The 12,359-nt window shown below is 36.0% G+C and carries 10 protein-coding genes; 7 read left to right on the top strand and 3 right to left on the bottom strand.

The window, feature by feature from the left end:
* The first annotated feature begins 65 nt into the window (after nt 1–65).
* Entirely contained in the window at nt 66–2,198 is a 2,133-nt protein-coding gene (locus tag BZG01_RS14500) for a tetratricopeptide repeat-containing sensor histidine kinase (RefSeq protein ID WP_101310563.1), read from the top strand.
* 105 nt (nt 2,199–2,303) lie between these two features.
* Nucleotides 2,304–2,870, top strand: a complete 567-nt coding sequence (locus BZG01_RS14495) for a manganese efflux pump MntP (protein ID WP_101310562.1) — start codon at nt 2,304–2,306, stop codon at nt 2,868–2,870.
* On the opposite strand, the gene BZG01_RS14490 is transcribed toward BZG01_RS14495, so the two are convergent.
* Together BZG01_RS14490 and BZG01_RS14485 are read right to left on the bottom strand one after the other, a co-directional pair.
* Entirely contained in the window at nt 2,867–3,415 is a 549-nt protein-coding gene (locus BZG01_RS14490; RefSeq protein WP_101310561.1) for an FMN-binding protein, read from the bottom strand. The two genes, BZG01_RS14495 and BZG01_RS14490, sit on opposite strands and share 4 nt — an antisense overlap.
* A gap of 85 nt (nt 3,416–3,500) precedes the next feature.
* Entirely contained in the window at nt 3,501–4,673 is a 1,173-nt protein-coding gene (locus BZG01_RS14485) for a porin family protein (RefSeq protein ID WP_101310589.1), read from the bottom strand.
* 241 nt (nt 4,674–4,914) lie between these two features.
* On the opposite strand from BZG01_RS14485, the gene BZG01_RS14480 reads away from it, so the two are divergent.
* From BZG01_RS14480 to BZG01_RS14460, 5 genes are all read left to right on the top strand, one after another.
* Nucleotides 4,915–6,246 (top strand): SO_0444 family Cu/Zn efflux transporter, encoded by a 1,332-nt coding sequence (locus tag BZG01_RS14480; RefSeq protein ID WP_101310560.1) that lies wholly within the window; start codon nt 4,915–4,917, stop codon nt 6,244–6,246.
* Between the two features lie 442 nt (nt 6,247–6,688).
* Nucleotides 6,689–8,212 (top strand): acetyl-CoA carboxylase biotin carboxylase subunit, encoded by a 1,524-nt coding sequence (accC, locus tag BZG01_RS14475; protein WP_101310559.1) that lies wholly within the window; start codon nt 6,689–6,691, stop codon nt 8,210–8,212.
* Between the two features lie 23 nt (nt 8,213–8,235).
* On the top strand, nt 8,236–8,745 hold the full coding sequence (locus BZG01_RS14470) for a biotin/lipoyl-containing protein (protein WP_101310558.1): 510 nt from the start codon (nt 8,236–8,238) through the stop codon (nt 8,743–8,745).
* Nucleotides 8,746–8,844: 99 nt separating this feature from the next.
* Nucleotides 8,845–10,380: an acyl-CoA carboxylase subunit beta gene (locus BZG01_RS14465; RefSeq protein ID WP_101310557.1), complete on the top strand. Its 1,536-nt coding sequence runs from the start codon at nt 8,845–8,847 to the stop codon at nt 10,378–10,380.
* A 288-nt stretch (nt 10,381–10,668) separates the two neighbouring features.
* Complete coding sequence (locus tag BZG01_RS14460) at nt 10,669–10,941, top strand: hypothetical protein (protein WP_101310556.1); 273 nt, start codon at nt 10,669–10,671, stop codon at nt 10,939–10,941.
* A gap of 54 nt (nt 10,942–10,995) precedes the next feature.
* Here BZG01_RS14460 and tilS read toward each other — a convergent pair whose 3' ends face one another.
* Nucleotides 10,996–12,318, bottom strand: a complete 1,323-nt coding sequence (gene tilS / locus BZG01_RS14455) for a tRNA lysidine(34) synthetase TilS (protein ID WP_101310555.1) — start codon at nt 12,316–12,318, stop codon at nt 10,996–10,998.
* Nucleotides 12,319–12,359 lie beyond the last annotated feature (41 nt).

The following is a 12,359-nucleotide window of genomic DNA, read 5'->3' as shown; positions in this document are numbered from 1 at the left end:
TTAACCAAACAATTAAAAACAATCTAATTTAATAATAGCATCCAAACTTAAGATTCAAAACCACAATGCAATTTCCCCTACCACTTGCTTTGCTTTTTTTTATTTCTTTCTCCAATGCTCTATTTGCAAATAGAGTTTCAGATGGCGTAAAGAATCAGGATAGTATTAAGATAGAACAATATCTGACCAAATCAAGGACGTACTATACGGTAAAAACTGATAGTGCAATTTATTTTTCAGATAAAGCGCTGCAACTATCTATAAAGAGTAATAACCAAAAATTGATCATCAATTCGCAGATTGAATGTTTTTACAATTATTCTGTGAGCAGAGATCTGACAAATGCGAAAGAAGTCATTGATGAAGCCAAATCAATCGCATATATAATAAATGATTCTTTAAGTATTGGCAGAGTACATTCCTGTTTAGGGTACTATTATGTATTAGCCAGCAAATACGACAGCGCAATCATCCAATACAATAAATCTTTGGAAATATGCGAAGCAATCAAGAATAACAAAAATAAAATTAATAATCTTATCGGACTCGGGGAAATATACTATGAAAGAGGCGATTTAGAATTAGCGCTGAGTAAATATGTAGAAGCGCTTAAATTTGAAGAGGTAAAGTACGACAATGATACCAGACTAAGTCTTCTCATTAACATGGCCAATATTTATTCCGATGAGAATCAAAGGAAGAAGGCAATATCCTATTACAATCAAGCCATGGAAATCGCGATAGAGCTAAAGGATGATGACACTCTATCCGTTCTTTATAATAATTTAGCAATTATATACCAGAACGATTCAGATTACAATAAAGCATTACTGTTTTACGAGAAAAGTCTTGATATCGATAAAAAGGCAAATAATAAGGCAGACATTGCATTGTGTCTGAATAATATTGGTGAAAATTATTTTAAAATGGGGAATACAGATAAGGCAATTGTATTCCTGCGCGAATCATTATCTACCAATCGTCAATTACATCTTGAAACTGAAATTATTTATAATCTTGAAACTTTAACTCAGGTTCACCTAAGTTTGGGTAATTTTAATCAGGCATATAAGTATCTTGAAGAAGGAATTTCTTTAACTAAGAAATTAAAGACAAAAGGTAAAAGAAGTGATTTATTGAAGCTCCTTGCTGAATATTACAATAAAACAGGGAAATACCAAAAAGCCTATTCCTCCATGATAGCATACAACTCTCTTAAGGATAGCATACAACAAAAATCAAGAACAGAGAAAATAGTTGAACTTCAAACGCAGTTTGATTCTGAAAAAAAAGAGAAGGAGAATGAAATTTTAAGAGTGAAAAACCAATTTACTCAAGAAAAACTGGAACAAGAAAAAATGAGAGCGAAATACCTTTATATTTTCTCTTTCTTAGCGCTTGCTGTTATCCTTCTAATAATTATCCTTTTTCGCTCTAAAATTAAGATAAACAATCAAATTAAAATTATAAACGGCAAATTGGAAGATTCCAATTCCAAATTAAAAATCATGAATGCTACAAAAGATAAGTTCTTTTCAATAATTGCACATGATTTAAGATCACCTTTTAACGCCATATTAGGATTTTCGGAACTGATAAAATCGGAAGTAGAGAAAGGAAAAAATTTAGAGCTCATAGAAGAGTATAATGCCAACATTAATGAATCTGCGAACAGTTTATTTACACTACTTGAAAATCTTTTGCAATGGGCTAATGATCAACGTGGAATACTTGAATTTACACCAACTCAAATTAATTTATACGAATTAATTCAATCCAATCTTGCTCTTTTCAAATTAAAAGCTGCAGATAAATCAATAAAATTATTTTCAGATATACAACCCAACACGGTAGCATTTGGTGATATAAACATGGTAAACACCATAATTAGAAACCTAATTAGCAACGCATTAAAATTCACAGATGAAAATGGCGAAATATTCCTGTCTTCTGTATTAGATGGTGATTTTATTCATCTTTCGGTAAAAGATAATGGTATCGGAATTAGTAAAAACAATCAGGATAAACTTTTTCGATTGGATTGTAACTTTACAACTAATGGCACTAAGGAAGAAACCGGAAGTGGTCTGGGCCTTATTCTCTGTAAAGAATTTGTGAAGAAAAACGGTGGCGAAATTTGGGTTGAAAGTGAAGAAAATAAAGGGAGTAAATTCATTTTCTCCTTAAAATCGGCTTAGTTTTTTAGAATACTTTTAAATAAGCAATTTCTTTTCCGGAAATTGCTTTTTTTACGACTCTTAAATACGAAGCACATATCTTTGCAGTCCAAAAAATACGATTACATGGAATTATTAAGCATTCTTCTTCTTGCCCTTGGACTTTCTGTTGATTCATTTGCTGCTTCGGTTTGCAGTGGATTGGCTATTAAAAAAATCCATTTTTTTCAAGCTGTTAAAATTGCTGTTTTTCTTGCTGTTTTTCAGGGAGGAATGCCAATTATAGGATGGTATACCGGATGGGAGTTAAAGGATTTAATCAAAGATTTTGATCATTGGGCAGCCTTTATTCTGCTTGCAGGAATGGGAAGTAAAATGATTTATGAAAGTATAACTGCCAAAGAAAAAGATTGCTCTTTTAACCCGTTAAAATTGCTGGTACTTATAGGAATTTCTGTAGCAACAAGTATAGATGCTTTGGTGGTAGGTTTAAGCCTTGCTCTTATTGATGTTGTTATTTGGTTTCCAGCAATTATAATAGGCATAATAACATTCATTGTTTCTATGCTTGGAATGTTGCTGGGTAAAAAGATTGGTAGTGAAATGAGTCATCGATTTGAAACAATCGGCGGTATAGTTCTAATTCTTATTGGAATACGAATTTTAATCGAGCATTTATTTTTTCCAGCTTAGATTTCCCCTTTAGCTTTTAGCTGACTTAAAAGCAGACTAATAGTTTTTACACCTTTAGCCATTGCCGGAGCTGAAATTGTGGCTCCGGAAATCCCATCAATATCTTTTCCAAATTCCATCTCCTCTCCTCCTATTTTTCCAATAAACTGCTTCAACCACGATTTAGCCATAATTTCGCCGCCATAGGAAGATCTGTAAATAAGTACCACTACTTTTTGAATTTCGAGATTTTCATTGAACAGAACCATATAATCGAAAAAATCATTCTTCCCTTTTGATGACGCAAAACAAGCAAAACCCATTAATTTATCCGCCTTCTTTAGTGTACTCAAATGTAAATCCCTTACCCCTTCACAATTAAAAGCATCCAGATTTAGATTGTCAATATCATCCATTATCAAATTTTCAACGGGGAATATTTTTTGAACTTCTTTATCTATTTTTTTCTGTATGGATTTAGGGAATTCACTTGCATTTGCAGTAAATGTTCCATGAATCAAAACAAAAACAACTACCAGCTGAATAATATTTATCCATCTTTTCATCAACAAATCTCCTTTACTTGAAAAACCTCAAAGCACAATGGAAACCCAAAATGCCTTGAAGTAAAATATTTTAATTGCGTTAGTACTAGAACCAAACGCCTACACCAAAATTCACAAAATTATTTTTCACATCATTACCATCTTTAGACATTTGGTAATCAGCTTTTACCACTGCTCCCTTTGCCAAATGATAACTTACTCCAAAGAATACCTCTTCCCGGTCGTAAGCTTTGTTTGCAACCATATTCCCAGCCGTTTTGTGATGTGTGTTATAATTTTCGTAGCGTACAAATGGAACCAAAGCCTGCTCTTTACCATCTAATAAATCATATCCTGCCTCTAAATAGTAACCTTGCATTTGCTTTCCAAGATCCTTACCTGTTTTATCATTGTACGCTTCAACATCACTGATAAAAGAATGAATGTACTGACCTTTTAACTGTAAAGCATTCACCTTGTAACGAACATCCATACCAAACATGCTTATTCCAACACGTGTTGAATCTGCAGCTTCCTCAGCAAAATCATCATTCTTATCCAATCCATTAAAGGCAGATGACTGAGTTTTTCCGAAATATCCGGCCAAACCAATATTTAAGCCTTTTACTCCATAGTAATCCAATTTAGCAGATAAAGAAGGTGATGTAAATGTAGATTCAGCGCCTTTCTGACGACCTTTTCTAAATCCATCAGAACCTCTAAGAACACCTGCACCGTTGTATCCCATAAAACCATTCATTACATACAATTGATACTTTACAGGAAATGAAGGCATGCGCCCGCTAAGTCCAACTCCGACTTCGCGCCATGTAGTCGGAACAATGCTGTTATCCACACTCGGGCGCTCCACACCGTTAAAAGTAGTTGGTTCGTGATATTCATTTACAATACCCATTGGCACCAACATTAAACCTGCTCTCAAACTTGTGTTTGGACGAACATTATAGTTTAGAAATGCTTGCTCAACGTACAACTCCTTTACGTGTTCGTATTCAATTTCGGTAACAAACGAAGTCTTATCATTAAATTGATATCCAAAAAACAATACCATTCTGTGAACATCCATATTTCCATTGTAACGAGTGTTACCACTAATTTGCTGATTGTAATGAACCTCACCATATCCACCAATACTTAATTTCTCATCTTTAACTCTGTCCAAAATAGTTGTTCCAATACTTTTTGGTTCCTGAGCATCCTGTGCTTTTGTTGTAAAAAATGCAGCAATCACAGCCACAAATAGTAATCCTTTTTTCATCAGTTTAAAACAATTAGGTTTTAGTTTTTCTGCTCGAATAACAAGCATTATTTCGACGACTAAATTAGACTAAGTCTTAATAAGCATAAATACCTACATATTGGTATTTTTAGACTGTGAGCTCTTTTATTACTGATATACCTTATATATATATCCAAATATTTTAATACTTTTGAGTCTGTAAAAGCTCCGGATTTGCTATTTACTTATAGAATTTCGGATACTAAAGAGAAGCTCAACTATGGAATATATCAATCAGTTTTTTATAGATTTTATAGATATCTTAAACGAGATGTCACCCTACCTAATGCTAGGTTTTTTATTTGCAGGAATTTTGAAAGTGGCATTTCCTCAGAAATTTATCGACAAGTATTTAGGTCAGAAAAACGGAAAATCCGTTTTATATGCCGCACTTCTGGGCATTCCACTTCCATTGTGCTCTTGCGGAGTTATACCTACCGGTATTTCATTTTATAAGAGCGGTGCTTCCAAAGGTTCATCTGTATCATTTCTAATCTCAACACCCCAAACTGGTGTAGACTCAATTTTAGTAACTTATTCCTTATTAGGCTTACCTTTTGCAATCATTCGTCCCTTTATAGCATTACTAACCGGACTGTTTGGCGGAATGCTCACCAATCATTTTGATAAAGATGAAAAAGCAATTCCCGTACAAAGCCCCGATTCTTGCTGCTCTACGGAAAAAGAATCGGACTGTGGATGTGATGGAGAATGCAATACAGAAACTAAAAAGAAAAAATCACCACTCTACACCATGTTCAAATATGCTTTTGTAGATTTTCTGCAGGACATTTCGAAGTGGTTAATTATTGGACTTCTTTTGGCCGCTGTAATTTCAGTACTAATTCCTGACGACTTTTTCTCTGCTTATATTGGAAATGATTTTATTGGTATGCTGGTAATTCTTGTGGCCTCCATTCCTCTTTATATTTGTGCAACTTCATCGGTGCCTGTGGCTGCTATATTAATGATGAAAGGCATTTCGCCCGGAGCCGCTTTGGTATTCCTAATGGCCGGTCCGGCAACCAATGCGGCAACCATTACAGTACTAAATAAAGTTCTCGGTAAAAAAACAATGTGGTCTTATTTAATCTCAATTATTTTAGGAGCATTAATTTTTGGACTATTAATTGATAATGTATTCCCACGAGAATGGTTCACTATGGGGGCATTGCATGATCATATGGGGGCACATGAAGGACATTGGATGCTTCCTGACTGGATGAGATGGGGAAGCAGTATTGCATTAGTTCTATTGATTATCAACGGCTATTTACAAAAATATATTTCCGGCAAAAACAAGCTTAAATCAACTGATCATGACATAGCTGTCAATAAAAAACTGGTAATAGTGAATGGAATGAGCTGTAATCATTGTAAAAACAGTGTGGAAAAACACATTGGAGCCATGAAAAACATTACTCTGGCAGAAGTAAATTTGGAACAAAAACTTTTGCAGTTAGAAGGAAATAATATCGATTTAGAAATTATAAAAAAAGAACTGGAAAGCCTTGGTTTCGAATTTGGCGGAGAGGTAAAAAACAAAAACTAAGTCCCTCTCCGGTTCCAAATATTCATTTGACAAAAATAATATTTACGCCAACGGCTAAAAAACCACTCCATTTCATCCTTATTATTGCCTAAATTCCATAATTTCTTAAAAATACAATCCTTGTTCTGCAACATAATTGGCGGATTTCGCCCATTTTACAATTTTTTTGAACTGAAATTCCCACACTGCTAAACACCACCCCTATAAACTACTGATTTTCAGTTAAATTAATCACATTAAAGTAGGTGTGATTTATGATCAACACATACACACATCTTTATATTTAATTACTTGAAAACTTCGAAATTTTGATTACATTTAAATGTTCTACAACACATCTATGCTGTATATTATTCTTTTTGGAAAAATATTTTTCTAACTATCAGATGGATTAGTTGATTAAAAACAAAGCCTTTACAGGCTTTTAAACGAAGACCAAAATATGATCAAGAAGATTTCAAAAGTCCTTGTTGCAAATCGAGGAGAAATTGCTCTGCGCGTTATGCGATCATGCAGAGAATTGGGAATTCTTTCTGTTGCTGTTTACTCCGATGTCGATCGAACATCTATGCATGTGCGATATGCCGATCAGGCCATTCATATCGGACCTGCAACATCAGCAGAAAGTTATTTAAATATGGATAAAATAATAAACGCAGCAAAACTGGTAAAGGCTGACGCCATTCACCCTGGTTATGGATTTTTAAGCGAAAATGCTGAATTCTCAAAACGCTGCGAGAAAGAAGGTATCATTTTTATAGGTCCAACTCCCGAAGTAATTGCAACAATGGGTGACAAAATCACCGCTCGACAAACCATGATTAAGAGTGGTGTTCCTGTAGTTCCGGGGACTAAAGAAAACCTAAAAGATGAATCGACAATACTTAAAACGGTTCGGGAAATTGGTTTACCGGTAATGATTAAAGCTTCTGCCGGAGGTGGTGGAAAAGGAATGCGAATGGTCGACAAAGAAGAAAATATTCTGGAAGGACTAAGAGCTGCAAAATCGGAAGCCATGGCATCATTTGGTGATGACGCTGTTTATATCGAAAAATACATTTCTTCTCCTCATCACATCGAGTTTCAGATCCTTGGTGACAAACATGGCAATGTAATTCATCTTTGCGAAAGAGAATGCTCCGTTCAAAGACGACATCAGAAGGTGGTGGAAGAAACGCCCTCTCCGCTGATGACTTCTGAGTTAAGAGCCCAAATGGGAGAACATGCCGTTGCGGCCGCCAAAGCTGTTAATTATCATGGGGCAGGCACCATTGAGTTTCTGGTAGATAATGATCACAACTACTATTTCCTTGAAATGAATACACGACTGCAAGTCGAGCATCCTATCACCGAAAGGGTAACCGGATATGATCTTGTGAAACAACAAATTTTAATTGCCGAAGGACACGAATTGAAAATGAAACAAGAAGATATTTTTCAGTTCGGACATGCAATCGAATGCAGAATTTACGCGGAAGATACCGATAATAACTTTATGCCGAGTCCGGGTGTGATTACCCACATTACTGAACCAATGGGCTTAGGAGTTAGAACCGATGGCTACGTTTATGAAGGATATGAAATTCCAATTCATTACGACCCAATGATTTCCAAACTAATTATTTGGGCCAAAACAAGAGAGGAAGCGATCGAACGAATGCGACGGGCACTTTTCGAATACAAAATTACGGGTGTAAAAACCTCAATCAAATATCTTGAAAAAATCATGGATTGTCCTGACTTTAGAAAAGGCACCTACGATACTCACTTTATTCAAAATAACGAAGATTTTCTTCTTGCTCCTGATGAAGCAAAGCAATCTTTTGAAGATCTGGCCATAGTTACCGCCTTTATCAATTATCACAACAAACTGAAAAGCACTCAAATTTGTCCAAAATCATCACTGCAAAGCAAGTGGAAAGAATTTGGACGCAGAAGGGGAATGTTTAGAGCAAGTGAAAACTAAAGGACAAACAAAAAAATAATAAAATGGCAATTGAAATAAAATTGGGCGAACGGATGGCAAAAGTTGAACTTTTAGCCGAAGAGGGAAATCAAATCAAAATAATGGTTGACTCCAAAGAGTACAATCTGGATATGCTGCAGGTTGAAAATGGCGTGTACTCTGTTCTATATAAAGGTCGCTCCTATAATGTGGAATTAATTGAAACTGATTCTTCAAAAAAGTATTCAGTCAACACATTTTACCATTCCTATGATGCGGAAATTATAGATGCTGAAACCAAATATCTGCAAGCAAGAAATTCGGGTAACCTCGAAGCTGCAGAGAGCACAATCACCTCGCCAATGCCTGGAAAAGTAGTAAAGATTCCTGTTGAATTGGGGAGTGAAGTAAAAAAGGGAGATACCGTAATTATTGTGTCAGCAATGAAAATGGAAAGCGAGTACAAAGCCATGAAAGATGGTATTGTAAAAGAAATCTTTGTTCACGAAGAGGATATCATTGATGGAAATCAACCTTTGGTATTTATTGACTAATTTAAATTACAAATTAACAATTATGAGTTGTTAATTATGAATTCCTCAACTTGAAATAACATTCATAATTAATCATTCAAAATTTATAATTATAAAGAAATGTTGACACTCGAAGACAAAATTAAAAAGTTTGAAGAATTAAATAAGGCCGCCGAAGCTGGTGGCGGACAAGATAGAATTGCAAAACATCATGCTGGTGGTAAAAAAACTGCCAGAGAGAGAATCATGGATCTTATGGATCCCGAAACTTTCGTGGAAGTAGACAAAATGGTTACGCACCGTTCTACCGATTTTGGTATGGAGAAAAACAAAATACTTGGCGATGGTGTTGTTTGCGGCTATGGCAAAATCGACAGTCGTTTGGTTTATGTTTTCGCCCAGGACTTTACAGTTTTTGGTGGTTCGTTGAGTAGTGCCAACGCCGATAAAATTGTTAAAATTACAAAATTAGCCATGAAAATGGGCGCTCCTATTATTGGTTTGAATGATTCAGGAGGAGCACGAATTCAGGAAGGCGTGCAGAGTTTAGCCGGATATGCTGATATCTTTTATCAGAACGTAAGAGGTTCCGGAGTAATTCCGCAGATTTCAGCAATTATGGGGCCATGTGCAGGCGGTGCCGTATACTCTCCTGCTCTTACCGATTTTATTATGATGGTGAAGGATACAAGTTATATGTTTGTAACCGGACCCGATGTAATAAAAACAGTTACACACGAAGAAGTAACTAAAGAAGAACTTGGGGGAGCAATCACTCACAATTCTAAAAGTGGTGTTGCTCATTTTACTGCCGATAACGACGAACAAGCCATGATAATGCTTCGTGAGCTGATTGGTTTTCTTCCGTCAAACAATATGGAAGATCCGCCAATAAAGCCTTGTACAGACAATATTCACCGCGAAGCTGAAAAACTTCAGACTATGGTTCCTGTTGATCCCAACAAACCATACAACATCAAAGATATTATCGAGACGGTTGTAGATGATCACAACTTTTTTGAGGTAATGCCGCTATATGCACAAAACATATGCATTGGTTTTGCCAGATTAAGTGGAAAACCCGTGGGAATTGTAGCTAATAATCCTGCTTTTATGGCTGGCGTTTTAGATATCAACAGCTCTGTTAAGGCAGCCAGATTTGTGCGTTTCTGCGATGCCTTTAATATTCCTTTAATCACTTTCGTGGATGTGCCTGGTTTCCTTCCGGGAACTGCTCAGGAATTTGGTGGAATTATTAAGCATGGCGCTAAGCTATTATATGCTTTCGCAGAAGCCACTGTGCCAAAAATAACTTTAATCACCCGTAAGGCATATGGTGGTGCTTATGATGTTATGGCTTCGAAACACATTGGTGCAGATATTAATTACTCCTATCCTACTGGTGAAATTGCCGTTATGGGTGCCGAAGGAGCTGTTAATATTATGCACAAAGGACTTACAGAATCGGAAAGAGCAGATGCTATTGAAGATTACCGTGATAAGTTTGCTAATCCTTACAAAGCGGCAGAACTGGGATACATCGATGAAATTATTCAACCCAAACAAACCCGCCACAAATTGGTGCAGGCTTTGGATATGTGCGCAAACAAAAGCGAACAGAATCCACCGAAAAAACATGGTAACATTCCATTGTAAATTAAAATTATAAAACACTTTTAAAGAAAAGTACGGCTATTAGCTGTGCTTTCTCTTTTTCAGATTTACTCGTAAATTGAAGTACCCGCAAACTATAAAATTCTTAAAAACCACCTCTACAACATCGTTTACCAACAGCGCAAACGATGTTGGTCAATAACGGAAACAATTTCGACAAGATAAATATTGATCTATATAAATTAGAAATAAAAAGCTAACATATAAATAACTCTAATAAATGAATGATTTCGTAAATTAGATAGATATTAACTATTTAACCCGAAAGCTATGGATATTAAAAATGAAGAACTTAGAGACGTTTGTCAGGAAGCATTGGAATGTTTGAATAAACCTGGAAACGATGCATACAACGAACTTAAATCAAAATTAGAGTATGTAATTGGCAGCTACAACTTCGACAAAAATCCTGTTGGTCTTTTCGAAATTGGCAATCTTGCATTAATTGCTCTGGAAGAAATTAGTGCTGAAAAACCACGCAAAGTAAAAAAAGCATTACTCAAAAATTTAAAAGAAAGTTTGCTTCAAAAAGTTGAGGCTTAAAACTAAGACTAAGCAAAAGAGCTTGTTCAATAATGAACAAGTTCTTTTTAAAAGCTATTCCAACTCCAATCGGTATATCTTGGTGGTGTTGCCTGTAATCTTAAATCGATCATCCATGCGGTGCCCGACTACCCATACAATTTTATTGCCTGACAACAACAACCAGGTGTTCTCTTTCTCCTGAAGAGAGAATTTTTGATCGATAAAGAAATCGGAAATCTTCTTCTTGCCCTTCATACCGATAGGATAAAAATAATCTCCTTCTTTCCATTTCCTCAACTTAAGCGGGAACTGAAGTTTGTTCGCATCGAAACAGGCAATTTTAGTGCTGTTGGGGAATTGAAATCCGGGCGTTCTATCCAAAAACGAAACCTTTAGCTCTACTGGTAATTTAAGTTTAGCTTCCTCAGCCTCAATTAAATATTCATTATTGTTCCCTTCTGAAATCTCGGTAAGGATTAAATATTCCCGATCGCGTAACAATTGATGGCTTGCCGAATAAAACAACTTACCGGAAATTCCATGAATAGATTCTGCAATTTTGCGAACATCACGATGATGAAAGCCATATGGAGAAAGCAACTCGTACAAATGAGACACAGGAGCCAAAAGCTCTTTCAACTTTGGAATTGAAATTAACAACTGATTCTCACGTGTAAAAACCAAGTGCAAACGGTTCTGTTCAATTACCTTGTTGTAAATCTGCTCCACCTCACGAAAACGCTGCACATTCTCGGTCATGGTAGCACGAATGGCCGGATTAATCTCCTCCAATACAGGCATTATCTGATGTCGTATTTTATTCCGCACATAATCAGTTTCCGCATTTGTTCTGTCCTCACGAAAATCAATAGAGTGCTTTTTTGCATACTCAAGCAACTGCTTACGCGGAAATGGCAGCAGTGGACGCACAATCTTACCCAACTTCGGTTTAATTCCCGATAAACCATGAATCCCCGTCCCGCGAGCCAAATTTATCAGCACTGTTTCTGCAACATCATCAGCATGATGGCCAACAGCAATGTATTTGTATTCAGAAACTTCTCTTACCTGTTCAAACCAATTGTAACGCAGGTCGCGAGCTGCCATTTCGATAGAAATTTTATTCTCGGCAGCATACTTTTTAGTGTCAAAATCTATCGAGTAAAACGCCAAACCTTTCTCTTTGGCCAAATTCTTCACAAACTCAAAGTCTCCATCTGATTCCTCGTCGCGCAAATGAAAATTACAATGAGCAACCCCGCACTCCACTTCCATTTTGCAAAGAAGATCAAGCAAAACAACGGAATCTACTCCTCCGCTTACCGCAACCAAGATTTTTTCGTCGCGATAAAATAAATTTTCCTCTTCTACAAAACGAACAATTTTACGTTGCATCAAATAGTATTTAATTGTAACCAATGAGTTTTTGCTCAAAG

The organism is Labilibaculum manganireducens (assembly GCF_002843385.1).
Classification (GTDB): domain Bacteria; phylum Bacteroidota; class Bacteroidia; order Bacteroidales; family Marinifilaceae; genus Labilibaculum; species Labilibaculum manganireducens.
The sequence above is the reverse complement of the archived record's forward strand: the minus strand, read 5'-3'. Positions and strand labels throughout refer to the sequence as shown.